27 protein-coding genes are annotated in these 26,818 nt (G+C 38.6%); 16 read left to right on the plus strand and 11 right to left on the minus strand.

Translation table 11 applies throughout. From position 1 onward, the window contains the following. The first annotated feature begins 47 nt into the window (after positions 1 to 47). Together V5M36_RS01780 and V5M36_RS01785 are read left to right on the plus strand one after the other, a co-directional pair. A complete protein-coding gene (locus V5M36_RS01780) occupies positions 48 to 1,691 on the plus strand; it encodes a PglL family O-oligosaccharyltransferase (protein WP_338561388.1) in 1,644 nt (547 codons plus the stop codon). Positions 1,692 to 1,753: 62 nt separating this feature from the next. Beyond that, entirely contained in the window at positions 1,754 to 3,379 is a 1,626-nt protein-coding gene (locus V5M36_RS01785) for an O-antigen ligase family protein (protein ID WP_338561390.1), read from the plus strand. A gap of 104 nt (positions 3,380 to 3,483) precedes the next feature. On the opposite strand, the gene bfr is transcribed toward V5M36_RS01785, so the two are convergent. From bfr to gmk, 6 genes are all read right to left on the minus strand, one after another. Continuing rightward, positions 3,484 to 3,948 carry a heteropolymeric bacterioferritin subunit Bfr gene (bfr, locus tag V5M36_RS01790; RefSeq protein ID WP_338563979.1) on the minus strand — a complete coding sequence of 155 codons (465 nt, stop codon included), beginning with the start codon at positions 3,946 to 3,948 and terminating at the stop codon, positions 3,484 to 3,486. Between the two features lie 241 nt (positions 3,949 to 4,189). Beyond that, entirely contained in the window at positions 4,190 to 4,384 is a 195-nt protein-coding gene (locus V5M36_RS01795) for a bacterioferritin-associated ferredoxin (RefSeq protein ID WP_338561392.1), read from the minus strand. 160 nt (positions 4,385 to 4,544) lie between these two features. Then, positions 4,545 to 4,928: a RidA family protein gene (locus tag V5M36_RS01800; protein ID WP_338561395.1), complete on the minus strand. Its 384-nt coding sequence runs from the start codon at positions 4,926 to 4,928 to the stop codon at positions 4,545 to 4,547. Positions 4,929 to 5,000: 72 nt separating this feature from the next. Next, complete coding sequence (locus V5M36_RS01805; RefSeq protein ID WP_338561397.1) at positions 5,001 to 7,106, minus strand: RelA/SpoT family protein; 2,106 nt, start codon at positions 7,104 to 7,106, stop codon at positions 5,001 to 5,003. Between the two features lie 199 nt (positions 7,107 to 7,305). After that, on the minus strand, positions 7,306 to 7,587 hold the full coding sequence (gene rpoZ, locus V5M36_RS01810; RefSeq protein ID WP_004809957.1) for a DNA-directed RNA polymerase subunit omega: 282 nt from the start codon (positions 7,585 to 7,587) through the stop codon (positions 7,306 to 7,308). Positions 7,588 to 7,662: 75 nt separating this feature from the next. Further along, positions 7,663 to 8,283, minus strand: a complete 621-nt coding sequence (gene gmk / locus V5M36_RS01815; protein WP_338561409.1) for a guanylate kinase — start codon at positions 8,281 to 8,283, stop codon at positions 7,663 to 7,665. Between the two features lie 133 nt (positions 8,284 to 8,416). On the opposite strand from gmk, the gene ispH reads away from it, so the two are divergent. The 11 genes from ispH to rplS all read left to right on the plus strand — a co-directional run bounded on the left by ispH (position 8,417) and on the right by rplS (position 19,287). Next, positions 8,417 to 9,367 (plus strand): 4-hydroxy-3-methylbut-2-enyl diphosphate reductase, encoded by a 951-nt coding sequence (ispH, locus tag V5M36_RS01820; protein WP_338561411.1) that lies wholly within the window; start codon positions 8,417 to 8,419, stop codon positions 9,365 to 9,367. 521 nt (positions 9,368 to 9,888) lie between these two features. After that, complete coding sequence (gene pilV / locus V5M36_RS01825) at positions 9,889 to 10,407, plus strand: type IV pilus modification protein PilV (RefSeq protein WP_338561414.1); 519 nt, start codon at positions 9,889 to 9,891, stop codon at positions 10,405 to 10,407. Beyond that, positions 10,407 to 11,429 carry a PilW family protein gene (locus tag V5M36_RS01830; protein WP_338561416.1) on the plus strand — a complete coding sequence of 341 codons (1,023 nt, stop codon included), beginning with the start codon at positions 10,407 to 10,409 and terminating at the stop codon, positions 11,427 to 11,429. Before pilV ends, V5M36_RS01830 begins: the two co-directional genes overlap by 1 nt. Further along, on the plus strand, positions 11,429 to 12,166 hold the full coding sequence (locus tag V5M36_RS01835) for a PilX N-terminal domain-containing pilus assembly protein (RefSeq protein ID WP_338561419.1): 738 nt from the start codon (positions 11,429 to 11,431) through the stop codon (positions 12,164 to 12,166). Before V5M36_RS01830 ends, V5M36_RS01835 begins: the two co-directional genes overlap by 1 nt. A 115-nt stretch (positions 12,167 to 12,281) precedes the next feature. Beyond that, a complete protein-coding gene (locus tag V5M36_RS01840; RefSeq protein WP_338561421.1) occupies positions 12,282 to 15,983 on the plus strand; it encodes a PilC/PilY family type IV pilus protein in 3,702 nt (1,233 codons plus the stop codon). A 7-nt stretch (positions 15,984 to 15,990) separates the two neighbouring features. Further along, on the plus strand, positions 15,991 to 16,497 hold the full coding sequence (locus V5M36_RS01845; RefSeq protein ID WP_338561424.1) for a type IV pilin protein: 507 nt from the start codon (positions 15,991 to 15,993) through the stop codon (positions 16,495 to 16,497). Then, positions 16,481 to 16,951, plus strand: a complete 471-nt coding sequence (locus tag V5M36_RS01850) for a type IV pilin protein (protein ID WP_338561426.1) — start codon at positions 16,481 to 16,483, stop codon at positions 16,949 to 16,951. The genes V5M36_RS01845 and V5M36_RS01850 overlap by 17 nt, the downstream gene beginning before the upstream one ends. Before the next feature lie 138 nt (positions 16,952 to 17,089). After that, positions 17,090 to 17,347 carry a 30S ribosomal protein S16 gene (gene rpsP / locus V5M36_RS01855; RefSeq protein WP_067655474.1) on the plus strand — a complete coding sequence of 86 codons (258 nt, stop codon included), beginning with the start codon at positions 17,090 to 17,092 and terminating at the stop codon, positions 17,345 to 17,347. A gap of 25 nt (positions 17,348 to 17,372) precedes the next feature. After that, positions 17,373 to 17,921 (plus strand): ribosome maturation factor RimM, encoded by a 549-nt coding sequence (gene rimM / locus V5M36_RS01860; protein WP_338561430.1) that lies wholly within the window; start codon positions 17,373 to 17,375, stop codon positions 17,919 to 17,921. A 42-nt stretch (positions 17,922 to 17,963) separates the two neighbouring features. Next, on the plus strand, positions 17,964 to 18,698 hold the full coding sequence (trmD, locus tag V5M36_RS01865) for a tRNA (guanosine(37)-N1)-methyltransferase TrmD (protein ID WP_338561432.1): 735 nt from the start codon (positions 17,964 to 17,966) through the stop codon (positions 18,696 to 18,698). Between the two features lie 211 nt (positions 18,699 to 18,909). After that, positions 18,910 to 19,287, plus strand: a complete 378-nt coding sequence (gene rplS, locus V5M36_RS01870) for a 50S ribosomal protein L19 (RefSeq protein WP_338561434.1) — start codon at positions 18,910 to 18,912, stop codon at positions 19,285 to 19,287. A gap of 77 nt (positions 19,288 to 19,364) precedes the next feature. Here rplS and V5M36_RS01875 read toward each other — a convergent pair whose 3' ends face one another. The 4 genes from V5M36_RS01875 to V5M36_RS01890 all read right to left on the minus strand — a co-directional run bounded on the left by V5M36_RS01875 (position 19,365) and on the right by V5M36_RS01890 (position 23,175). Continuing rightward, a complete protein-coding gene (locus V5M36_RS01875) occupies positions 19,365 to 20,324 on the minus strand; it encodes an esterase/lipase family protein (protein WP_338561437.1) in 960 nt (319 codons plus the stop codon). A 226-nt stretch (positions 20,325 to 20,550) separates the two neighbouring features. Beyond that, positions 20,551 to 20,760: a hypothetical protein gene (locus tag V5M36_RS01880; RefSeq protein ID WP_338561439.1), complete on the minus strand. Its 210-nt coding sequence runs from the start codon at positions 20,758 to 20,760 to the stop codon at positions 20,551 to 20,553. Between the two features lie 279 nt (positions 20,761 to 21,039). Then, positions 21,040 to 22,023: an esterase/lipase family protein gene (locus V5M36_RS01885; protein WP_338561441.1), complete on the minus strand. Its 984-nt coding sequence runs from the start codon at positions 22,021 to 22,023 to the stop codon at positions 21,040 to 21,042. A gap of 114 nt (positions 22,024 to 22,137) precedes the next feature. Further along, positions 22,138 to 23,175 carry a lipase secretion chaperone gene (locus tag V5M36_RS01890; RefSeq protein ID WP_338561443.1) on the minus strand — a complete coding sequence of 346 codons (1,038 nt, stop codon included), beginning with the start codon at positions 23,173 to 23,175 and terminating at the stop codon, positions 22,138 to 22,140. Between the two features lie 144 nt (positions 23,176 to 23,319). Here V5M36_RS01890 and truB point away from each other — a divergent pair, with 144 nt between their 5' ends. The 3 genes from truB (at position 23,320) to V5M36_RS01905 (ending at position 25,758) form a co-directional block, all read left to right on the plus strand. Beyond that, positions 23,320 to 24,225 carry a tRNA pseudouridine(55) synthase TruB gene (gene truB, locus V5M36_RS01895; RefSeq protein ID WP_338561445.1) on the plus strand — a complete coding sequence of 302 codons (906 nt, stop codon included), beginning with the start codon at positions 23,320 to 23,322 and terminating at the stop codon, positions 24,223 to 24,225. A gap of 115 nt (positions 24,226 to 24,340) precedes the next feature. Beyond that, the gene (locus V5M36_RS01900) at positions 24,341 to 25,108 is read left to right on the plus strand and encodes a sulfite exporter TauE/SafE family protein (protein ID WP_338561447.1); all 768 of its coding nucleotides are present in this window, start codon (positions 24,341 to 24,343) and stop codon (positions 25,106 to 25,108) included. Positions 25,109 to 25,299: 191 nt separating this feature from the next. Next, the gene (locus V5M36_RS01905) at positions 25,300 to 25,758 is read left to right on the plus strand and encodes a hemerythrin domain-containing protein (protein WP_338561449.1); all 459 of its coding nucleotides are present in this window, start codon (positions 25,300 to 25,302) and stop codon (positions 25,756 to 25,758) included. Positions 25,759 to 25,827: 69 nt separating this feature from the next. Here the strand turns inward: V5M36_RS01905 and V5M36_RS01910 are convergent, their stop codons facing one another. Continuing rightward, the gene (locus V5M36_RS01910; protein ID WP_338561452.1) at positions 25,828 to 26,718 is read right to left on the minus strand and encodes an EamA family transporter; all 891 of its coding nucleotides are present in this window, start codon (positions 26,716 to 26,718) and stop codon (positions 25,828 to 25,830) included. Positions 26,719 to 26,818 lie beyond the last annotated feature (100 nt).

Consider the following 26,818-nt stretch of genomic DNA (forward strand, 5'->3'; position numbering starts at 1 on the left):
TCCTGCATTAAAAGAAGGGTAATTTATTACCCTTCTTTTTGATTATTATGAATAAATCATCACTTATAATTACAGTACTTTTGATTACAATTTCTGTTGTTAATCCAGTATTTGTTAAACCTATATCTTCTTTTTTTTCGGAATATATTTTTTTTACATCTTTTATATTTTTTATACTTTCAATTTCTTTATTGCTAAAAAAGATATCTATCCCAAATATTGCTTTAGCGATTATATTAATAATTATAGTTTGTTTACTGCATTCTTATATATTTGAAATACCATTATATTTTTTTATTATTTATCTTTGTGCCTTGTTTATTGCAATTATTTTAGGATTTAATCAAAGTAATTCTTCGCAAAGTATGACCTATTTTTCGGTAACGTTGTTAATTACTGGATTGCTATCGAGTGTGTTGGCATACACACAATGGTTAGGTTTTTCCCAAAATCAAAATTATATATTGAGCCTTGTGGGTACTCGTCCTTTTGCAAATTTTTCACAACCTAATCATTTAGCAACATTTCTTTTTTTAAGCCTCATTTCACTCTACTATTTATTTGAAAAACAGAAAATTAAGCCATTATTTTTATTAGTAGTGTCATTATTCTTAATATGGGGAATAGTACTTACTCAATCACGAACATCATGGATAGTCATTTTTTTTATCCCCTTATTCATTTTATTTAAATCAAAAAAAACTAGTTTGAATATTTCCAAATTGCAATTGGCTGGAATTTTTAGCCTATTTTGGCTCATGGTTATAAGTCTGCCGTATGTTAATCAATTACTTTCACCACATTTTAACATTGCGCAAACTAGTACACTGCTTGAGCGGGCTACTACAGGTCATTTACGTCTTAATATTTGGAATCAAATGATTCATGCTATTTGGGAAAAACCATGGTTTGGTTATGGATGGGGACAGACAACAGCGGCACAATATGCGGTCATTGATCATTACCCTGGCACAGAGTGGGCTTCAAGCGCGCATAATATACTGTTAGATATTTTGATATGGTGCGGTATACCATTGGGATTAGCCATAATTGGATATTTTGCTTATTTATATTTAAATTTCTTTTTTAAATCTAAATCTATTGAGACTGTTTGTTCGACATTGATGATATCTGCAGTGCTCATACATGCAATGCTTGAATATCCATTACATTATGCTTATTTTCTACTACCTGTTGGCTTCTTGTGTGGTATTTGCTTAACAGAACAAAACGTTAAAACATTTGAAATAAGCAATAAGTGGGGCTATTTAGTCGTAATTATCGGACTAGGATTGTTATATCAAGTTTTTAAAGAATATGACCAAATTACAGACAATATGGTTGCAGCAAATACACACGAAATGAATGAGTTTAAAACTGAGCTTGTTCTACCTTACGATTCAATATTCTTTGATAAGTTTGAAGATCGTGCTCGATGGATTGCTGTATACCCTTATATGAAAGTTGATCAAAAGGTCTTAGATTTAGCTGAACGAAATATAAATGCATATTTAACTTCTTATGATTTACAAAAGTACGCAACTTTGCTTGCTCACAATGGTTATAAGGATAAAGCTGAACGACAACTTAAGATTTTGAAAATAATGTATGGTGAGGACTTAAGTTATGAGAGCTTATTTATCAAAAAACCAAGTGTAAATATACCCTTAGAAAATTCAGTACTGAATTAAGAGATACAGTTTTTTTGACCGCTTGAGGATATAATGTACTAACCCATTTATTTATGCTCTTTATGCGCTTATTTATTTTTTTTTCAATTATTTTTTTAATACTCGCTTGGCTCCTTCCTTTCCATCGCTCCCCATGGCCTACATTTGGATCAGAAGTTCTGACTTTTATTTCTGCCTCAATCCTATTGTTTGGTTTTTATAAAACTAAAATTTCTATTCCAAAACCACAGCTTTTAATCTTGCCTATTGTTTTTGTTCCTTTACTGCAACTACTCTTCGGGCAGGGAATTTATTTCAGTAATGCCATACTGTGCACTGGTTATATCCTCATGTTTTGGTGCATGGTGGTTGTAGGATTTAACCTATCGGATACACCAGAGAAAAGAGAAAAAATCTTTAAATTGTTTAGTTTTGCACTTCTCGTTGTTGGTTTGGTTTCAAGTTGGATTGCGATCTTCCAATGGTTAAATTTAAATTCCTATTTCTCGACGTGGATGTATACGTTTAAAGGAAATCGACCTTACGCAAATTTAGCTCAACCTAATAATTTAGCGACATTACTCACGATATCATTGTTGGCATGCTTATATTTTTACGAAAAAAGAATCATCAAAAATGTATATCTGATTCCCTATTCAATTATTTTACTGTTTAGCATTGCACTGACACAGTCACGCACAACTTGGGTGGTGTGTTTATTCATCCTGTTATATTTACCGATAAAACAGTGGAGAGCTCCAGCAAGATTTAGTACGCTAAAACTATTAAGTTGGATCGCTGTATTCGTATTATTCATTGGATTTTTACCTGCTATAAACTCATGGGTTGCTCTCGTTTTAAATCACAATATGGTCGAAACGGCTTCTGTGATTGAGCGAGCATCATCCGGCTATCTACGACTGGATATGTGGCAACAGCAGTGGGTTGCTCTCATGCAGCAGCCTTGGTTTGGATATGGTTGGAATCAAACTGGTATCGCTCAAATTGCAGCATTTGATGCGCATCCATCACATGAATGGTATAAGAGCGCCCATAATATTGTCTTTGATCTGCTTATTTGGAATGGTGTGATCATTGGTGGATTGATGATTGTTTATTTTAGTGCGTGGTTGTATTGGCTAAATAAAGGCGTTAAAGATACGATTTCGATTGTTGCAATGCTCATGGTTTGTGCGATTTTAATCCATGGTATGCTCGAATTTCCGCTGCATTACGCGTATTTCTTATTGCCTGCCGGCTTCTTACTTGGGATTGTTCAGTCACAGTATCAACGATTACCCGCTGTTAAAGTGAGTGGTAAATCTTTTGTCGTTATTACCATTTTTATCATCATCGGCTCGGCTGTTTCAGTACGAGATTATTTTCTCTATAAAGAGCAAAGTGTGATTGCGGGGAAAACGACACCGCTAACAGAAAGTCAGCAACTTGTGATGAATAAAGAAATCATTTTGCTCACCCAGTTTGAAGAGCGTGTCTGGTGGATTCAATTAAATCCCAAGACGCATTTCAATTCAGCAGAACTCGCATATTTAGATACTATGGTAGCAAATATGGCTTCAAAATATGATTTGTATAAATATGCCCAAGTATTAGCATTTAATGGTTATAAGGCCAAAGCAGAGCATCAGCTGTGGATTTTGGAAACACTGCATGGTGAAAAAAGTCATTATGAAGATCTTTTGAAATAGAAATTGATGATTCAAAAGAATGTAAAAAACCCCCGATCTTCGGGGATTTTTAATATGTTTAAATGATATTTATTGTGCTTAATGATATAACTTCAAGCTTAAAATTACATTTGGCTTTGAATATAATTTTCGATACCAACAGTTTCAATCAAGTCAATTTGGGTCGTGGTCCAGTCCCAGTATTCTTCTTCTTTCTCTAAAATTTCTTGAAGAAGATCTCGGGTAACATAGTCAAGTTTTTGTTCCGCAAGTTTGACCGCAGATTGAATTGCTTCTATGTTTTCTTTAACTTTACGAACATCACAATTTAAAACTTCAGCTGTATGTTGACCAATATAAAGCTTGCCCAAATGCTGTAAATTCGGCAATCCTTCTAAAAATAAAATACGCGCAATCACTTTATCGGCATGTTTCATTTGATGAATGGATTCTTTATATTCAGCAGAGCCCAACTGTTCAATACCCCAGTCATTGAACATGCGTGAGTGCAAGAAATATTGATTAATTGCGGTAAGATGATGATAAAGAACCTGATTGAGTTGATTAATCACATCACGGTTGCCTTCCATTGTCTCTGCTCCAAAATAATAATGTATGCCTTCGACAGGCGATGATGGAGTCATCTTAACCTAAGTTGTTCATAGCTGACGAGTAGTTTATTGAACGGCAAATGAAAATCGCAATCAAACACGATAGTGATTTCAGGATTTTCAAAAAAATAACCCCGCCTGAGTCAGAGGCGGGGGGAGAAATATTGTTTTACTTTGTTTTCTTATTTTATCAAATAACTAATTTAAGCAGCTTACAGGTTTAAGCAGCGTACGAGATTCGCGCAGCGATAGAGCTCAGCTCTTCGTTTATGATACTTCGTGCTTCGGGTACACATCGACCGCAGCAAGTACCTAAATCAAGTAGCTCACGTACTTCACGATAAGACTCAGCGCCATTTTCAACGGCGTCTTTAATATCTTGATCTGTAATACCGCGGCATAAACAAACGTACATATTGAAAGCTAACTAAGTAAATACGATAGTTAGTATTATTGATAATTATTATCGTTTGTCAATGAAATTCATTTAAAAGTTGATTTATTGTCATCGAATTTTTGAATAAAAAAATACTACCTGATAGGTAGTATTTAAAATAATGTTTTAATTCATTGGTTTATTGTGGGATGACAACAATACCATCCATTTCGACCAAAGCATTTTTGGGTAAGCTTGCCACACCGAGCGCTGCACGAGCAGGGTAAGGTTGTGCAAAGTATTCACCCATAATTTGGTTGACGAGTTGGAAGTTAGAAAGATCTGTAAGGTATATATTGAGTTTCACGATATCTGTCAAAGTGCCGCCTGCTGCTTCACATACGGCTTTTAAATTATCAAATACACGGCGAATCTGAGCTTCAATGCCTTCTACCAACTCCATGCTATATGGGTCTAATCCGATTTGACCTGAAAGGTAAAGGGTATCACCCACTAAGATCGCTTGTGAGTAAGTGCCGATTGCAGAAGGTGCATTTTCAGTATGAATTACTTGGCGGGACATCAATTTCTCCTTTTTCATCTTCAATCATCATAAAGGATGAAATCTATTCATGAAAGTCAAAAAGAGAAATAGTTAACCTGCTTTTGAAACTTCTGGTGTCGGCAAGGGCATTGCCAATCTTGAAATACGAGGAAATCCAAATTGCATGCGCAGTTCACGAATAATTTGTGCGATTTGCTGGCGATCATGAACCACAATATTTAAGTAGGTTTTCGATTCATGCTTACGTACAGATTCAATCCCGATTTTCGCCTTACGACAAATATAGATTAACTCAGAAATCTGTTCATCATTTAATAATAAATCGATGCAAAGGAAAGCATTAAAGTTAATTTCATCATCTTCTGCATTTGCCCAATGAAGTGGCATGATGTTTTCAGGGTGTAAGTGTTGTTCATGCAAAAGATTATGGCAGCGAGCACGATGCACAATTAAGCCACGACGTGATAAGTGGCCCTGGATAGGATCATCGAGCACAGGATTGCAGCAATGCGCATATTTTACGTCCACACCATCTGTGCCTAAGATAAGACGATCTGAGACATTTTCTGAATTTGAGGGATCTTGTGAAAATAAGTGATTGGCAACCAACTGCGGGAGTAAATCACCGACTGCGATTTGTTCAAATAAACTGTTTTTATTCGGGATATGACGCCATTGTAAAAGTTCAATCCAGTCTTCTTCGGATAAATCTTGAATTGACAAATTAAACAATTTTAAAGCCCGATTTAAAGCCTGCTGACCCACTAAACGTTGTTCATCGGGATCTTGGTCTTTTAAAATATTTTGAATCGAACGACGCGCTTTCTGCGTATTAATGAAACTGAGCCAATCTGGGTTAGGTGATGCTAAGACATCGGTAATGACTTCGATTACTTGACCACTAGAAAGAGGTGTTGATAGTGGTTTTGTTTCACCATCTATTTTTGCACCAACAGCATGGTTGCCTAAAAATAAACTTGCTGAATAGGCAAAATCAACTGCAGTTGCCCCTTTTGGAAGCTCATGCAAATGACCCTGCGGCGTATACACCCAGATTTTATCTTGATGTAAATAATCTAGGAGATCGCTGAAGGTGGTTTTTGCACAATCTCCTCCTACCAGCGTATTCAAATTTTGCATTGAGGCTTGGATGGCTGAACGGCAGGCTTGAGGTGCATTTTCACCAAGAACCACACCAAAGCGCGCAGCTTTGCGCATTAACTCAGTTTGAATGGTGAGTGACAGCGTCGTTTTTTCGCCTTTGAGGCGTAACATTAGAGATTGATTGCCTCCAGGAAGTGGAGAGCGAATGTGATCTTGATAGCTTAGCACTTGGAAATTATCTTTTAAGCCTTCAACAAGACGGTCGCAATCAGCAATACTTTGTAAAATAATTTCAAAAGCATGGCTATGAGAGAGTTCTTGTAGGTCAATTTCATTTTTTATAAAATGTCGTAACAGTTCAATGTTGTTATTTTTCTTTTTAATTCGACCTGGAATATTGGAGTCGCTGAGAAAATCGCTGAGATGTTGTTCCCATTCAGTTTGATATTTACAACGTTCAGGTTTGGTTTTTAATAAAGCTTCTTGAATGTCATTAAACATGTCTAAATCGAGGTTTTGATAACACAGATGCTCTAAGTTATCTGCCATTTCATTCATGCCGACTAAGCGAGCCATCGGGACAAAAATATCATAGGTTTCTTGCGCGATACGTGCACGTTTATCTGGGCGCAAAGCTTCAAGTGTCGTCATATTATGATAGCGGTCTGCCAGTTTAATAATAATGACACGTGGATCTTGTAAGGTCGCTTGCAGAATTTTACGAAAAGAAGCAGCTTTATTGTATTCCTTATCACTTGAATGGCTAAGTTTGGTTACGCCATCGACAAGCTCTGAAACAGTTTTGCCAAATTTTGAACTGATATCATCTTTATTAAAGTCGGTGTCTTCAATCACATCATGTAGAAGTGCAGCCATTAAGGTTTCAGCATCTAAACGCATGTGCGCCAAAATACAGCTGACGGCTATCGGATGCAGAATATAGGGTTCACCACTCTTGCGGGTAATGCCATCATGCGCAATGTCAGCATAATCGCAGGCAACAAGAACACGCTCGACATCTTTTTCAGATAAATAAGCATCGATGATGATTTGCAATTGCTGCTTCGCTTGGCTGACCAATGGGCCTGGCATAGTGCACCTTTTTGTATCACAGGAGAGTAAAAGTTGTATTGCTTTCAAAGTAAAGCATATTGCACAAAGTGCCAAGTTTTCAAATCAAAAACTACATAATTTTTTAACAAATTTTTTTGATTCTGTCGATTGTTTATATCAATAAAGTGCAATAAAAAAGCCTAGTACAAAGACTAGGCCATTTTATGATGCAAAAAACTTACTGGAAAGAGAAACCATCCAAGTTCAAATTATTTGCAGAAAGTGCAAGATCTAAACTTGAAGTTTGGTAATCTTGATCACGTTGTTTAAGAATATCTTTACTGACATGACCTTCAGCAATTTCGCGTAATGCAACGACAGTCGGTTTATCATTATCCCACTCTACAGTAGGTTCGATACCTTGACGAGCCAGTTGACGCGCGCGCTTGCTTGCCACTAGTACAAGCTCAAAGCGGTTGTCCACATGGTCTAAACAATCTTCAACGGTTACGCGTGCCATAAGACTTCTCAGTTATAAGTAAAATTTCAATAGACTGCGAAGTATAAATTGCTTCGTCTATAGACTCAAGTTTAATCACGATTTAGGTGTGATTAATTTTTGAATCAGTTCCTGATGACGCACAGATTGTTGCTCTACCGATAAACGATTAGCGTGAATAACGGACTCAAGATCGTGTAAAGCTTTATTAAAATCATCATTTAAAATGATGTAATCAAAGTTTACATATTGCTGCATGTCTTCAACTGCACAGCTTAAACGATGCTCGATAATATCTACCGCATCTGTTCCGCGATTAGATAAACGCTGACGCAAATCAAATTGAGTTGGTGGTAAGATGAAAATTTGTTTAGATTCAGGAAAAAGCTTACGTACCTGTTCTGCACCTTGCCAGTCAATTTCAAGCAGAACGTCATGACCTTTGGCCAATTGTTCTCTTACTGTTGCTTGAGCAGTACCATAATAGTTACCAAATACTTCTGCATATTCAATAAAACCACTTTCTTGAACTTGTGCTAAAAAGAGCTCTTTACTGGTAAAGTGATAGTGAACACCATCAAGTTCGCCAGGACGCTGTCCACGTGTGGTGTGTGAAACAGAAACGTGTAAGTTGCTTACGCGCTCAAGTAGGGCTTTCACTAACGATGTTTTGCCTGTTCCAGATGCTGCTGAAACGACAAACAAGAGACCCGACATGATATTTTTCCTGATATGATAAAATATCTTCTCTATTTTAGAGCAGACGAGTTTCAAACAAAATAGCAATTCGCATTTTGTTTGCAAATTTATTGTGAGTTGTCCATGAAATTAAGTGAACATTGAGGATCCTATGGAAATTGTTTTGGCTAATCCACGTGGTTTTTGTGCAGGTGTAGACCGTGCCATTGCGATTGTGAATCGTGCACTGGAATGTTTTAGTCCACCGATTTATGTCCGTCACGAAGTGGTTCACAATAAATTTGTCGTTGATGATTTACGCCAGCGTGGCGCGATCTTCGTCGAAGAGCTTGATGAAGTACCTGATGACAATATTGTGATTTTTAGTGCGCACGGTGTTTCTAAAGCCGTACAACAAGAAGCAGAGCGTCGTGGTCTAAAAGTTTTTGATGCGACCTGTCCCTTAGTCACCAAAGTGCATATAGAGGTGACTAAATATGCACGTGAAGGTGTCGAAGCGATTCTGATTGGGCATGAAGGGCATCCTGAAGTCGAAGGCACCATGGGGCAATATGACCTCAAAAAAGGTGGTCATATTTACTTGGTTGAAGATGAAGCTGATGTGGCTGAGCTCAATGTAATTAATCCTGAAAAATTAGCATTCGTCACTCAGACTACGTTATCGATAGATGATACGGCAAAAGTGATTGATGCTTTACGCAGTAAATTCCCAAAAATTCAAGGCCCAAGAAAAGACGATATTTGCTATGCAACTCAGAACCGTCAAGATGCAGTCAGAGATTTAGCCGAAAAATGCGATGTAGTATTGGTGGTGGGTTCACCTAACTCATCAAATTCGAATCGTTTACGTGAATTGGCTGAGCGAATGGGTAAGCATGCATATTTGGTTGATAATGCAGATGAGCTTAAAAAAGAGTGGTTTGCTGACTTGAGTAAAATCGGCGTTACTGCGGGTGCTTCTGCACCAGAAATTCTGATTAAACAAGTGATTCAGCGCTTACAAGATTGGGGTGCAAGTTCGCCGCAAGAATTAAATGGGCGTGAAGAAAATATTACATTTAGTCTGCCAAAAGAATTAAGAATTCAAGTGACGCAAGCTTAAGCCGAAGCTTAAAACACGAGCTTTAGTGTATTGATGTGTGGCAAGAGAACAGATAAAATAGACATAATGTGCTCTTGTCCGCATTTTACTACCTTCTATCGTATCTGTATTTTGTTTTTATATTATAAATATTACTTTCGTATCTAATAAGAAGAAGTATAAGAGTAGAACAATATGCCCTATGTGCAATTAGGCACTTTATCCTTTATTGTTTTCATTTTGACGTGCATGATTTTAATCACACAGACTCAGATGTGTATTTTTTTATTCTATCGTTGGATGGTGCATTTTTACTCTCACCGTAATCAGAAAACGCATTTCATCTTTATTCAATCCAATTTTTTTATACGTCCTCGACACCATATTCAATTCATAAAGCAGAAGTCGATTCAACCCCTCATTGAATTTTTTAATGTCTTGTCTATTTCCTTTTTCAGAATTTCGCATCTCAAAATCTTTCAGTCTCTGCAATTCGCATGTATTCAACATTGTTCTGGACCTCTTAGTCGGGGCAGTTTTTGATGCGAAATCAACAGCTGGGTGTAGGCCTGATCGAAGTGCTGATTGCATTATTTATATTAGCAATCGGTGTTATTGGGTTTGCTTTATTACAACTCAGGGCTATTGATGCTTCGCGTGAAGCAATGAATAAAATGCAAGCAATGAATTTGGCTCGTGATCTTTCTGAAAAAATTCGAGCCAATGCAAGCCAGTATTCTGAATATGCGCGTAGGTTGAATGCTGAATCACCAAGCGCTTCAGTTAAAGCATGTGTGCAATTGGGAGCGACAAATCCATGTCCAACTTTGGCTCAATTTACCGCATATGATGTCGCGCAAATTATAAGGCAAGCAAATCAATTGGCGATGAAGATTAAAATGCCGAATTGTCAGCAAACCCATGCTGGACAAGACCGAAGATGCATCTATGTAGCTTGGGGCGAGACGAAAGCGATTGATAGCGGCTCAGATCCTGATGCTTGTACAAATGGTGGAAGCTATTTACCTCAAGCACAATGTATCGTGATGGAGCTTTACTGATGTATTGCAAACGTCGTGGTTTCACTATCGTAGAGCTCATGGTCTCCATTACGCTTGGATTACTCATTACCGCAGCAGCAGTTCAATTGTTCTTCTCAGGCCAATTAAGTTACATCATGCAAAAGGGAATGGCTGATGTACAAGACAATGGCACTTTTGGTTTACGCTTTGTCACCTATGAGCTGCGTAAGTCTAATTATGGACAGATGGATAAAATCAATGATCGTCTAAAGAATGGTGGGATTGTAATAACCTCTGCACAAGCACCTCTTTTACCCACAGTCAGCGCTCTAAACCATTCTAATAACACGATTCCACTTAATTTGCCGAGAACGATTGTGAGTTCTGCTCAAATTCCAGTTTCTAAATCAGGTTTAGTGACTAATGCGAGAGCGGCGGACTCTGCGTCAGGGCTGCAAACTTCAATTGGTTTAGGGAGTGATCAGTTGGTGATGCAATTCTATGCAGATCGTAACGGTATCGACTGCGAAGGAAATAGCTATACAGCGGGACGTTTTATTGTACAAAGATTTTTTTTAAGAGAGGATATTAAAAACAGTTTGGACCCTCATTCAGCCTTAGTGCTGGCTTGTGAAGCGGGTTCATATGTGAGTGATGAAAGTACGACTATTTTAAGAAATGTCAAAAGCCCCTCAGTATTTGGAGGCACCGTTGGGCAAATTTTGATGTACCGCGTTGATCATTTTCACTATTTGTTGGGAATATCGAATGAAAGCAACACGGCCAATAAAAGATACATCGCTATTGAAGATTATAAAAAAATAAATGAGTTTCCACGGCCCAGAATAAATTCGATACAAATCGGAGTGTTGCTTCGCTCAACAGAAAGTATAGGTCAATCCAATCTGGTATCGGATGATCAGGAATTTCAAGTTTTAGATCAAGTTGTGCAACTCAAAAAAGCCAAAGGGACAAACTCAAAATATATACGTCAAGTCGTCAGTCAAACCATTGCCTTAAGAAATGGATTAACTGTGACAGATGCCGCGGAGGGTTTGTAATGAAAAAAGTCAAAGGCGCGACATTGATCGTTGTCTTGGTTTTATTAATGCTCATTACCATGATTGGCACTTGGGCAATAAGACAGAGCCTAACGAGTCTAAGTGTGGCTACTCATAGTCAAGCGCAGCAATTATTAATGCAATCTTCAGATACTGTTTTTTATCACTTGGGCTTGGGCGGGTACGTGGCTAAAAGTGCAAATCCATTAAGTCTTTTAGGTTATGTCATACAAAATGAAGGTGACGAAGTGGTTTTTTGTTTCAGGGGTCAATCGAGTTCAACTTCGTTTAATGTGAGTAATACCAGTCTGCTCGAATGGAACGATGCGATGTCAGATATTATAATCAATGGTGTATCAGGATTTTGTTCTTTGAGCGCTGAAGCAGATTATGCTAGCGCTCGTAAAGCTCAGATGACCCAAGTTTCAATAATCGCAAGCCCACCTTCTTCAGAAGAAGATGATATTCCATTGAATCATGTCAATTTAGGCACGGATAATGAAAGCTTGGGACAGGGCGCTAAGAATAAAAGAATTACAGTTTATGCAACATCTTTGATTCCTATACTGGCTTCGACTAGCCAAACACAAGAAATACAACAATGTTTAAAACGTCCCAGTGCACAACCTTTAATAGGTTCAGCAACAACGATCTCAGATTGTTTGCGCAATTTGGGTGTTCCCTTTAATACACAAGTTCAAAGCTATATTTTTGATGCGGTTCAACGTGCGAATTAATATTTTTTAGATCAGACTTTGTAGATAAAGCTATAGGACTAAAACTTTATCATGAAAGCCTTGCGGTTAAAGCGTGGTGGTAAATCGTTATAGACAGATCGTTGTAGGTAGAATAATGAAAAATAATAAATTGAAAATAAAGTCTACGGTTACACAGAAAATCATTGTACATGCGCTGGCAATACTGAGCGCATGCGTGCTTATGGAAAATGTAGGTAATGCCAGTGATATTCAAATATATCAGCATCCTACAGCTAAAAATAATCCAATTTTGATGTTGGCGATTGATAACTCTTTAAGTATGACTTCTGTCGATGCTTACTATAAAGGACAATTGGTCTCACGAATCAATGCCTTAAAAAGTTCGCTCATTGATGCATTAAATGCAAAAGACAGTTCTGGGCAATTCAATATTCCAGAAAATACCTATATTGGAATTTCAGTTTTCACATCAACCAATGAAATAGGCAACAGCAGTGATTGGCTGAAGGATGGCGAAGCTGCACGTTCATCTAAAATACTGATGGAAGCAAAGCCTCTTTCAATCACACATCGTGCAGATCTGATTCGTAATATTCAGAATATTTCTGCAGTGGGAAGCACACCAACCCCCTTATTACTTGCTGAAACTTATGCGTATTTATTGGGCAATAGAACCGATGGTGAAAACTTAAATAATTTAGATAATACTATTGCGACAAAATACTCAAATTATTCAAAAGGATTATCTGGAACAAGTTTAGCGCCAATCGGTACGCGAAAATCTGATGGTTCTTATATTGCACCTTTGTCAAAACTAACAAGCAGTGATGCTCAATGTAGTACTCAAGGCGTGTTTTTTTTAAGTGATGGGGCGCCAGTTGGTCTTAGATCTGCCACGGTATTACCTGTCATGAAAAATGCTTTGGCTGATCCAAGTTTTAGTTGTGAAAACTCACCCTTGGACGATGTTTATTATCATTATACAACGGCGAAAGGAGGATCTTCGGCACCGACCTATAATGGCGAGTTTAAGGAGATGGCTACACGTAATTATCCGATAAAAATGGATGATCTCGGCTCAGCCTCAGTTCAACAGTCTGGTTGGCAGAACAGAAGTTCATGGGCTTGTGTGGGTAAAATTGTACAGCGGCTCGCTCATCAGACACAGCTTACAAGCGATGCTCGTCAGAAAAGAATTTATACCTCCACTGTAGGATTTGGTCCGCTCTTTCAAAAACATCCGAATGAAACATGCACTGCCTCAAGTGAGAGTGGACTTTTGAATTATTGTATTTTTGATCGTTCTTATACGGGCATTGGTGCGACAGTTTCAAATAGTTTAAATGCCCAGGCTTTAAAAATATTGGGGAATAATATTGGTAAAGGTGACACTTTAGGCACAAGAAATGAAATAGGGGGGTATACCCAAGCAACCACGGGAGAAGATATTCAGCAAGCATTGAATAATTTTCTGCTTGAAGTCTCATCTGGAAATTTTGAATCTGCAAGTTTCGGAAGTTACGTTACACCTTTAGATCCTTTATCAAACACACCGTATCCTTATATTTTTGCACCTCAGTTTCAACCTAAAATAAGTCATGTAAATTCAAAATTCGGCTCCACACATCGTTTATGGCTCGGTAATTTAAAAAAATATACATTGAATCTGCAGGGTGAAATGATCGATAAGATCAGTCGCAAAGTGCTTAATCCGTCGGGAGCACTCCAGACCAATACGCGTGATTTTTGGAATATCAGCAATCAGGATGATGGTTTTAGTGCAATTGAAGGCGGTGTCTATTCCAGATTAGGCATACCGATGGCGCAGCCGAATCTGATGAAGGCCAATGATGCAGAACAAATAAAAACACGGCCCATATTCATCAATGCAAAATGGTCAAGTTCAGGGCAACACGCAAACGTTGTTGTGGCAGACCGTGCTTTAACGAAAATCACAACTAAGGATGTAATTACTGCAACTCAACTCGATTCAAATTTAAAAGGCTGGAGACAAAATCTTTATCAGCCTTATTTATTGTCTGCTTTGGGCTATCGTTTAGATCAAGATTTTTTAAATGGCTTAGCGTCGGGTTATGTCTGGGATTCATTGTCCAAAGTGAATACTTTAGAACCGATGAGACAATTAGGGGGTGTGCTGCACTCAGACCCTTTGCTGATCACGTTGGAAGCCAAATATAGTGAGACAGCGGGAGAGAAGATTGGAGAAATGGGTGGTTTAAGTCACCGTAAGGATTATTTGCTTTTTGGCACGATGCAAGGTTTATTGCATATGATTGATCAAGACACTGGTGTTGAAGAGTTTGCATTTTTACCGCATGAAATTCTCCAAGATCCAAACAAGCGTGATGCACTATTAGCCCAATCCAATACAATGATTGGCTCCCCAGATCCACTGTATGGAATTGATGGCGCATGGACTTCAGATGTTGCCTATCGCGTTGATACGCAAAATAAAAAAATAATCGCATCAAAAGCCAATGTGTATGGTGGGATGCGCATGGGTGGAAAAAGTTACTATGGCTTAAATGTGATGACTCCAGCATCGCCATCATTCTTGTTTCACATCGATCCGACATCGGGAACTATTCGCAGTGGGAAAGCAGGAATATCGACATCTGTCGTCAATCCAGCGCTGAAAGCGATGGGGCAAAGTTGGTCTAAGCCAAGCATCGCTAAAGTAAGGTTGAATGGGCTTATCCAAAATGTCTTAATCGTAGGTGGAGGTTACGACACTGCATACGAGACAGAGGGGTATCAACCCAAAACAAGTTTGACGCAAAATACTGCAAATGAAGGAGCTGGCATATATATTTTCAATGCCAACACTGGAGAGTTGCTTTGGAATGCGCGTTTTGGTGAGATTACTCAGGTTGGTTCAACAGATGTGCGCAATAAAGAATTAAAATATAGCGTGGTGAGTCAAATTAAAGTGTTTGATCGCAATGCAGATGGCTTGGTTGATCATTTATATTTTGGTGATTTGGGTGGCCAAGTATGGCGAGTGGATTTAAATAATAAACGACAAACAAAAGCAGAAGGCTTTGGACGAATTAAAAAAATAGCAGATTTTAGTCAGATTAATCAGAAATTTTACGAAATGCCAGCCTTAACGATTCATGATCAATCGGGGCAAAGATTTGGCGTATTAAGTTTAGCTTCTGGCAATCGGAGTATTCCGCTAAGTACAGAAAATGATGCAGATCATCGCGTTTATGTACTGCATGATTATGAATTGGCTGAACGTGACCTCTTTAGCTCAACTTCGAATCATTCAAACATTAATTTAAACAATAATTCAAAACAGATCACTGAGGCTGATTTACTGGATTGGTCAAATATATCAACAGCTTCTATCCATTCGCTTTTAAGCAAACAAAAAAAAGGTTGGTATTATGTGTTGAGACAAACGACAGGGATGGATGAAGGAAAAGATACAGGTACTGTCAAAGCTATGAATGGATATATTGCTATCGCAAATAGTCCTGTGCATTCTGACCTTTATGTATCGTTGTATAACCCAAACGACCCTTCGTCTCAGCAACCCAACCAATGTAGCGGTGGAATTAAAGGTTCAAGTCGTACCTTACAACTCTGTCTTCCTTATGAAATTTGCGGAGATGCTCATTCAGCACTAGATATTCAAAACAAGAAAAATGCAACGATCTCAAATCATAAGTCAGATGGTTTGACGAAGCTAAATCGAATTGCAATCACAGAAGCGGGACAGAAAAAAATAACGTTGCTTGGCGATGGAAATACCCGCTACACAACCACAAAAAAGCTGAAAGCCTATAACTGGTTTGAGCGTCAGTAGGTGAATGATGAATACATATAAGGGATTTACTTTACTTGAGTTGATGATCGTTGTTGTCATGATCATGATCACGATCATTGTCACTATTGCTATTCCGTCTTATCAGGCCTATACAAAGCGAGCAATCACAGTACAAGTACAACAAGAAATATCTAAAATCGCAGAACAACTTGAACGTTACAAAACCAAGAGTTTTTCTTATCGAGGGTTTGATGCCAAGTATCTCTATGATCACTCTACAGCGCTGAGTAGCTTTAAATTTCCAAGTGAAAGCGATGCAAAATATATTATTTCGATTGCAGATATCTCAGAAGCTTCTCATAAAACTCTACTTCATACAGATCAGGGTCTTGGACAAAAATGGGCTATCAGTGCTATTCCGTTAAAGACTAATTTTGATGCCCTATTGCTGACCAGCACCGGTATTCGTTGCAAACATAATCATCTCATTGCCAGTGACTTGGAGAATATCAAAGCTTATAAAGGATGCCATGCACATGCAGATCAATGGTAATCGTGGGTTTAGTTTGATTGAGTTAATGTGTGTAGTCGCGATTATAGGTATTCTTACTGTGATTGCTTATCCCTCATATCAGGAACACATTCGAAAAACCAAGCGAGTCGAAGCTCAATCTGAAATATTGGCTTTGGCGAGTCGTTTACAGCAGTACCAAGTGATTCATCATACTTTTTTGAAAATTTCAGATCACACCTCGGTCCCAATTTCATTAAAGGATCTCGGTCACTCAGGTGTCATTCCTGAAAATAGTGATCCGATGTATGATCTAGAATTCAAAGAAATAACTGAAAATAAATGGGTGTTGGTCGCATCGCCACGACAAGGTACAATACTTGAAGGGGATGGAAGCCTAATGATAAATGAAAAAAATCAACGTTGCTGGATCAAAGCTAAAGCGGTATGTAGCTTATCCAATCAGAGCAATTGGCATAGCGCGGTAAAACAATAAATTCAAAATTGTGGATAAACAATTTTTGATCTTTCTTTCGAAGTAAATATAACGTAAAATATTGCCCTCTATGAAAGGGGTTTGAAATGTTCCGATGGTCGGTGCGTGGATAATCCGTAAAAACTATAAGGTTCTATCATGGTTGTAATTCGTCTTGCACGCGGTGGTGCTAAAAAACGTCCTTTCTATCAAGTTATTGTAACTGATAGCCGCAATGCGCGTGACGGTCGTTTCATCGAACGTATTGGTTTCTTTAACCCTACAGCTCAAGGTAAAGCAGAAAAACTTCGTTTAGATGCTGATCGTTTTGCTCATTGGGTTTCTCAAGGCGCTCAACCGTCTGAACGTGTTGCTTCTTTAGCTGCTCAAGCTAAGAAAGCTGCAGCTGCTGCATAATTTTACATTAAGTAGTAGGTAGCCCATGATACCAACACAGAATGTTCCCGAAGATCGTATTCAGATTGGACAGTTACGTTCAGCATATGGATTAAATGGGTGGCTCTGGATCTATTCCAATACAGAACCAATGAGCAACATCTTTGATTATCTTCCTTGGTACATTGAGACCAAAGAAGGTTGGCAAAGTGTAGATGTAAAACGTTGGAAACCGCACGGTAAAGGCTTGGTTGTTTCGCTTAAAGGTGTGATTGATCGCACTGGAGCAGATAACTTGGTTGGAACCAATGTTTGGATTTCTAAAACGCAAATTCCGAAAGCAGGAATGGACGAGTTTTACTGGACAGATTTGAAAGGCTTAACAGTGTTAGGTTTGGACGATGCTGAACAAGAAGTGAATCTCGGTAAAATCCATGAAATGTTTGAGACAGGTGCTAACGATGTGATGGTGGTTCACGCAACACCAGACAGCGTTGATGCTGAAGAGCGCATGATTCCATGGCATAAAGATGTGGTACAGCGTGTTGATCTTGAAGCTGGTCGTATTTACGTCAATTGGGGCGTAGATTACTAATCCTTAAAGGATGAACGCATTCGGAAAATAGAGGAATCTGCGATGTTTTTTGCAGTGATTACGCTTTTTCCTGAAATGTTTGAAGCGATTACAGCCTACGGTATTAGCGGGCGTGCAGCAAAACGTGATTTGATACAAGTCACTTGTATTAATCCGCGCGACTTTGCAACGGGTAACTACAAAAGAGTGGACGAACGTCCATTTGGTGGTGGTCCAGGCATGGTAATGATGGCTGAGCCTTTGTCTCAAGCAATTAAACATGCCAAAGAGCTTGCTTCGCAAGCGGGATGTGTTCAGGTTCCTGTGGTGTATATGTCACCGCAAGGGAAAACCTTAAATGAAACTGCGGTACAAAATTTTGTCGAATATGATGGATTAATTGTACTGTGTGGTCGTTATGAAGGTGTCGATGAACGTTTGATCCAGACTTATATTGATCAGGAATGGTCAATTGGTGATTATGTTTTATCGGGTGGGGAGCTTCCTGCGATGGTTTTATTGGACAGTATTATTCGGAGACTTCCGAATGTCATGTCTGATGAGCAATCACACGTACAAGACTCATTTGTGGATGGTCTTTTAGATTGCCCACAATATACCAAGCCAGATCATTTTGAAGGTTTGGATGTGCCTGAGGTGTTAAAATCTGGGCATCATGCAAATATTGAAAAATGGCGGTTTTTGCAACGCTATCAGCGTACACTTGAGCGCCGCCCAGAGTTGGTGGAACAAGTCGAACTGACCAAGCAGCAAAAAAAATGGCTAAAAGATCAGTGAGGATAAGTAAAATATTACTTTATCCGAGCGTAAAGCGAGAAGTTTAGCTTCAAGCAAATACTTAAATTTGATTTTGAGTATTCTTTAAATAGGCTCTTTATTGTTTGAGATGGTCAACGATAAAGAGAAAGATAATCGGGTCTATGCGCTTTAGCCTCTATACCCAGCGATGATCAGACCTCTTCTGACTCGCACATATCGGAGATACCCCATGAGCGGTAAGCATCCTTTAGTACAAGCTGTTGAAAATGCACAATTAAGAACAGATCTACCTTCATTTGCACCAGGTGATACTGTAATTGTTTCTGTAAAAGTTAAAGAGGGCGATCGTGAACGTCTTCAGGCTTTTGAAGGTGTTGTAATCGCGATTAAAAACCGTGGCTTGAACTCTGCATTCACAGTACGTAAAATTTCTAGCGGTATCGGTGTTGAACGTGTTTTCCAAACACATTCTCCAATCGTAGCTAAAGTTGAAGTTAAACGTCGTGGTGCTGTTCGCCGTGCGAAACTTTATTACCTACGCGAATTGTCTGGTAAAGCTGCACGTATCCGTGAAAAGTTACCAGCTCGTAAAGTTAAAGCTTCTTAAGTTTAGGCTAAAGTTAAGTTTTATCTTGAGTTAAAAAATGCGCCCTTAGGCGCATTTTTTTATTCTAAAATTTAAAGTTATAAACCTTCAAGCTTTAAGCGGTTCGCATGTTGGCGATATAAGGAAACAGGATCTGGTGCTGTCCAGCTTTTTAATCCTAGCACTTGGTTAACTTCATCAAAGTGATTGAGTTTGTAGTCGTCACGAATAGTTTTACCAAACTTACTACTACACTGACTGACTAAACCATCATTTTTTTGACCATTAAACGCAATGAATCCTGCAGCAGTGAGCGTTGTGTCTGGATCAAGAATATTGGTGGTGATTGCTGTTCCTGTCCATGAGTAGAATGAAATCCCATCCGCAGAATCAGGTCCACTTCCACATTCTTCAGTAGGTAAACCTAAAGGGAATTTGGCATTAAAAGCTTGGCTGCCGTTATACGTTAGATCGTGGATGGATGCTTTGAAATCACTCGGTAAATTACTACGTAATTGACTGAAACTGATAATCGGTGAAATCATATAATCTACAATCGCTGCAAAAACTGTATTTAATGGCTTAGCGCCTTGTACAAAATCGGCGATTGGAGAACCAAAGTTTGAACCACCGACAGTGGTGATAGATGCAACTTTTTCTGGTGCAACGCCTGAAATATAGCGTGCTGTTGGGCCACCATGACTATGGCCGATTAAATTGATTTTATCTTGTCCTGTGAGCGCAAGGACATCGTCAATATCTTGGAGTAATTGTTCACCTCTGACTTCCGTTGAGTTGAGTGGGGACAGTTGTGCTGCAAAAGGACGAGCGCCATTACGTTTGAAATCTGGCAAAATCTGATACCAATAATCCATGCCAAACTCAGGTGTGCCTAATTTGCTAAAACCAAACATGCCATGCACAAAAAGTAAGGGATATTTTGTTTGCGCATAATCACTGTTCGCTTTCCCTTTGACTTCAAGAACTTGAGCATTACTATTGGATATTGCTAACAAAAGACTTAATCCAACGGCTAAATTTAAAAGTTTTATTTCCATGAATGAAATTCTCACATTTATTGTTTTATGGAATGAATCAGTTTTTTTAGATCTCCTATGGGTTATATATAAAAATCGATCATTGAGAAGAATGAGGCCATTAATAAAAAATGGTTGAGTAAAAAGAAATAAATTAAAAATAAAGCTTACATATTGTCAGAAATATTTTAAAAGAAACTATTTTTCAATTGCTTGTGCTTAATAAAGATTTATTTATAAAGTGTGTTTATACATTTTGATGCCAAGCTAAACTCAAGCTTTTAGCAATAAAACGCGAAGATTCAGTCAAGCCATAACTGAAAACTAAGAAATATTGGATTTTAGATAAGTTTGATTGCTCACATTGAGCATCTACTTTTTTAGATGGAGCCGAAGTCTTTGCATCAATAGACCTGAAGCTTGAAATTAAAGCAGGCCAGAACAGTGTGGTTTCCATAAAAAGTCCTTATTTATTCTTATGTTTCTTGCACAATCTAGTGCTAAATTGATTATATCGTCACCATTTTATGCTTGCTGCATTAAGCGACCAGCGGTTTAACGATGGTAGGGCTTTAAGCATCTCTAAAACAACCAGTATCAAGTCATGTGAATATTAAATAGTTAAAACAAGAGCTTATCTTTTGGTTTTAATTGCATATGAATAAATCCTAAAAAAAGGATATCACTCATCAGAGTAATATCCGATATGTTGAATTGAGCGTTTTAATGAAATGGCTTACAGGCCTTGAAGTTTTAATCGGTTCGCATGTTGGCGATAGACTGAAACTGGATCTGGAGCAAGAATGGCGGTTAAACCAAAGAACTGATTAATTGCATCTAAATGGTTCCAGTTGTAGTTGTCACGAATGGTCTTGCCATATTTGGCACTACAACGTGAGACCAAGCCATCATTATCGCCTTTAGGATCAGTCAGTTTAGCTGTAACCCCTAAGAGCATATCTGGATCAAGTACATTGGTCACTGTTCCCGTGCCACCAAATGAGTAGAAACGAATACCTTTTTCAGTCGCAAGGCCTTCGCCACATGCAGTTTTTGGCATACCCAGTGGATATTGAGCTTGGAATTTGGCAGAACCCTGTAAACTTAAACTTTTACCCGCGCTGAGTGAGTCATGGGGGAAGCTATTTGGATCGAGACCTTGTGCCCAGACCAGCATTTTGGACGCAAAATTAACCACATCAACCAAGGGTTTCTCGAGTGGACTATTCTGAACGGAAATAATTAAATCGGCGACTTTAGAGCCTTTTAGGGGGCTGGCAATTGCGGTAGAGGACGCTACTTTTTCAGGAGCGACGTTGCTTACATAGGCGATGCTATGACCACCGTGACTGTGTCCCAGTAGATTTACTTTCGGTTGGCCGGTGAGTGCGATAATTTCATCGACTTGTTGTAAAAGTTGTTCACCTCTAACTTCAGAAGAGTTGAAAGGTGAGACACGTGTTGCCCATACATTGCCGCCATTACGTGCAATATCAGGCAAAATTTGATACCAATAATCTACGCCCAATTCATCAATGCCAGCTCGAATCCAGCCGCCCATTCCGTGTGCAAATACCAATGGATATTTGGTTTTGGCATATGTAGAAGTAACAAATCGCTCCTTAATTTGACTGGTATTTCCCGCATGTGTGAAGGATGTGGACGTAATGAAGCCACATGATAACAAGGTAAATATGATTGGTTTGACGTTCCATTTCATTTTAAGTGCTCTCATTTTTGTTGTTCGGTGATGATGATTCGCTGTTTTAAATAATCATCCGATTTATATTCTGAACATATCCATGTCGAATATTGATGACCCGCTGCGATTAAGTTAATCGCCATAAGGGAGCTTTCCTCCTTTGTCATATACAGATTCAAAAGTTTCCAGACGCAATTGCTCTTGTTGATTATTAAAGTTTTGATTGCGTAATTGTTGTATCGCCGTTTGTTTGGCACTGTCACTCATATTGCTTTTTAAAATGCTGTCACGATTTTGAAGGTAGCCATCTACACGAGTTTTCCAATTGCTTCGCTGACCATCTAGATTTTCTAAGCGTTGGGTGGCTTCAGGTCCGACCAAATTCAAACGCATTTGACGGATTTCTTCACGACTACCGCCACGCGCTTTAATCTCAGCGGTGAGTTTTTTTAAATCTTCCAGCTGTGAAAGTTGCTTGAGGTTTTCTTTCCAATCCTCAGGTAAGTCTTCAAATAAAGCTTGAAGTTTCTGAGCTTTTTCCGCTTCAGAGAGTTTTTTATTTTCCATCACGCTCATTCGCGCAAGGGTATAATCGTTATACGTATCTTCCACACCAAATAATCCTTCACTTTCATAGTCAGAAAAGAATTTTTTGCGCAGATTTTTTATATTATTAAAAATTGCTTTGTAATAACTCGCTTGTTCTTTGTCGATGTTTGGTGCATCAAGGCGACCCATTTGCTCACGATACTGCATATAACGCGACCATAAATCGGTAAGTTGAGACAGTAGCGGTTCGGTATAAGTAGCCGTTGCATAGGTGACGAAATCAATCTTAATCTGTTGAATTTCTTTTTCACCGTATTGAGTCATAAAAAATTCGAAACAGTTTTTAGTCGCTTCGTTCACAATTAAACGATTTGAGGCATCTATTTTCAGCTGGCAATTGATTTGAATATCTTGCTGACTGGCACTGGAGAAAAGCTGACCTTGAGCATTGGCTTGAACTGTGGCTGTACTCGTTTCTAAGGGATTCAGTTGTTGTTCAGCAGGTTGTGCTTGCTTAGATGAATTAAAAGCGGTTGGTTTCAACCAAAAGATGAAAGCAATAATCGCGGCAATAATAAATACAGAAAAAATAATCAATCGTTTCTTTTGATTTTGTTGCATTTCAAATCCTTTGAAATAATTGCATTATTGTTGTAATGAGTTGCTAATTTGCCATACTCAAAACAAAATCAAAACTTAAATTTGTAAAACTTAATTACTGGATTTGATAAGATAGCGTTATCAAATTTTGATGAAATTTACTGTATGTCTCAACAATCTCCAAGAATTAAGCGTCGCCATATTAGTGGCGTATTTTTATTGAATAAACCGTTGGGGATTAGCTCGAATGCTGCATTACAGAGAGTACGTTGGTTGTATCGTGCAGAAAAGGGCGGTCATACAGGTGCTTTAGATCCGTTGGCATCCGGTTTATTGCCGATCTGCTTAGGCGAAGCCACTAAATTCTCTCATTATTTATTAGATTCCAATAAGCGTTATCAAACGACCATTCAATTGGGTCACAGCACGACTACGGGCGATGTTGAAGGTGAAGTCTTGTTAGAGGCTAAGGTGCCTGAACTTAGCGATGCTTCGATCCAAAAAGTGATTCGCCAATTTTTGGGTGAAGGTACTCAAATTCCACCGATGTATTCTGCGCTTAAGAAAGAAGGGCGTCCTTTATATGAGTTGGCGCGTAAAGGGATTGAAATTGAACGTGAAGCACGTCCGATTCATTTATATGCCATTGAGCTTTTATCCTTTACTGAAAACAGCATTACTTTAGATATTACCTGTTCAAAAGGGACGTATATTCGTGTTGTGGGTGAAGACATTGCCAAAGCATTCGGCACTTATGGCCACTTAACTTATTTACATCGTATTCAAACAGGACATTTCGATCTTATACCTGAATATACCATTGAATATTTGGAAACGCTGACTGAGCAAGAGCGTGAAAATTTACTGTTACCTGCTTATGCACCAGTGGATCATTTTCCCAAAGTACAAGCACCTGAAGGCAGAGCAGAGTTTTTCAGTCGTGGTATGGAAAGTAATATTGAACATGCAGAAGAAGCACAAGTCTTAGTGTTTGATGGTGAAAAATGTTTAGGTTTGGCTGAAATTACCGATAAAAAACGTTTAGTGCCAAAACGTGTATTAAACCTCTAACAGAATAAACCTTTGCTCGAATACAAGTAATCGAATAACGCATTACCAGAATAAACCACCAATTAAATAAACCACTAAATTGAAAAAAGAACGACAAATCAGGTGAGTCTAAAGTATGGAAGTTGAAATTATTGTCAGCCTCATCTTTTTTGCATTTTTTGCAGGTGCAATTGACGCGGCGGTTGGTGGTGGAGGTTTGATTCAAACGCCTGCACTTCTGGGTGCATTACCGCAATATTCTACTGCGACGATTTTTGGAACCAATAAGCTGGCATCTATTTTTGGTACAGCTTCAGCCGCATATACGTATATGCGAAAAGTTAAATTAGAGTGGAAGCTATTGGCGGTGATCGCCGTCACCGCATTTATAAGCTCATTTGCAGGCGCAGCTTGTGTTTCGATGATACCGCAAGAAATAATGCGACCTTTTGTGTTGTTCATGTTGATCGTGATTGCGTTATATACCTTCATGAAAAAACAATTTGGTCAGGTGCATTTTCAGCAGAAACTGAGTCGGAAAATGCTGATTTTAGCAGGGCTTGGTGGTTTGGCGATTGGATTCTATGACGGGATATTTGGACCTGGTACAGGCAGCTTCTTCATTTTCTATTTTATTCGTTATCTTAAAGTTGATTTTTTACATGCCTCTGCCTTGTCTAAAATTGGCAATTTTATGACCAACTTTGCAGCGCTAAGTTTCTTTGTCCCGACTGGTAATGTGTTGTTTGCTTTGGGCTTGATGATGGCTGTCGCCAATGTGTTTGGTTCATTGGTGGGCGTGAAAATGGCGCTTAAATATGGCAGTGGTTTTATTCGAATTTTATTTTTGATTTTGGTGAGCATTCTGATTTGTCGTCTGGCTTATCAGATGTTTTTAATGTAACTCATTCTCAACATTAAACTTATTCATACAAATTGCAGCATGATTGCTCTGTGTTGTTGGCGCTAGATTTCTTAAGATTGGGCTACACACAGATCATTATTGCTGCATTTTAAATCATGTGTCCTTTAGTTTATTCCTATTGTTCGTCAAAAGAATCGTCATATAACAGATCTTAAAAGAAAGGAAAACAGATGAATATTTTTGAAGCGTTAAGAGAAAGTCATGAGATACAACGTGATTTGGCTGAAAAGTTAGTGACAACCTCAGGGGATACGCCAGAACGTCGTGAGCTGTTTGATCAATTAAAAAATGAACTTTTTGCGCATGCCGTGGCAGAAGATCGTTATTTTTATATTCCTTTGATGATGACAGATTCAGGTTTAAACATTAGTCGTCATGCGCTGGCTGAACATCATGAAATGGATGAATTGCTTGAGCAATTGACCGAAACTGAATTTAGTAACCCGGGCTGGTTAGCGATCGCTAAAAAACTATCGGAAACGGTACATCATCATCTGAAAGAAGAGGAACATGGCTTTTTTCAACAAGCAGGAAAAATATTAGAAGATAAAGAAAAGTTGTCTTTGGCAAAAAAATATCAAAGTGAATACAGCAAATATAAAAAGATTGAAAAAGACAGTCTAGTCTAAACGGCAATCGGGTTTAAGTTAATGCAATAAAAAAGATGGCTCAAGCCATCTTTTTTTAATCTTTTATTTTTATGATTCATCTGTCGTTGCTAGAGTTGAGTCTGATCGTCTGCTGGCTCTAAAGGTTACGCCGACCGATGCGACCATAATACAAAGTAAGGCAACCCCTTGAAGCAAGCTGATCTGCTCTTTAAGGAGCAACCAACCTGCCAGAGCCCCAAGCGCGGGTGACAGACTCGAAAGAGTGCCATAGCTCATTTTGGATAAGCTTTTTAAGGCCAATAAATCTAATGCATAAGGGATGGCTGTTGCCAATAAAGCAATCAAAAGCGCTTGCGGCCAGTATTCAAATTTGATCAATGCTGTTGGATTATGGACTGCACTGATCGGCAATAATACGAGAGCGGAAAGCACAATAGCAATACTGAGTGCGTGCATCCCAATATTTTGTCGAACCACTTTTTGACCAAAATAAATATAAGCTGCCCAGCAGACACCTGCGCCAATCGCCATAGCAGCACCAATAAATGAAAAGTTTGCAGCATTGGCATCTTGCCATGGCACCATTAATCCGACGCCAAAAATAGCCAAAATGACCCAGATATAATCACTTTTATATTGAATAGAAAGTAATGCCAAGGTGAGTGGGCCTAAAAACTCTAAGCCAACAGCAATACCTTGCGGGAGTTTGCCGAGTGAAGCATAGAACAACACATTCATCAAACACACAGAGCCGCTATAAAACAGCAAATTTTTCCATTTTAAATGTGGTAAACGTTTGAAGATTCTCCACGAACGAAACATCAATACAACTAAAATAGAGGCAAAACATAGCCTTAAAGTCACAACGGTAAAAGGGTCGAGTACTTCGAACAGTTGCTTGGCAAATGATGCGCTGATCTGATAGGCCACCATGGACAAAACCATAAACAGGACAGCGGTAAGTTGGGTGTTTGGCATGGTGCAATGATATTGGAATTATTGCTTAAATTTTAACATTTATTCTTGGTTAGCAGCAGAACAATTCCATTAGACGAGCACGCTTTGAGTTTATTTTTAT

Source organism: Acinetobacter sp. KS-LM10 (assembly GCF_036896575.1).
Taxonomy (GTDB): Bacteria; Pseudomonadota; Gammaproteobacteria; order Pseudomonadales; family Moraxellaceae; genus Acinetobacter; species Acinetobacter avistercoris.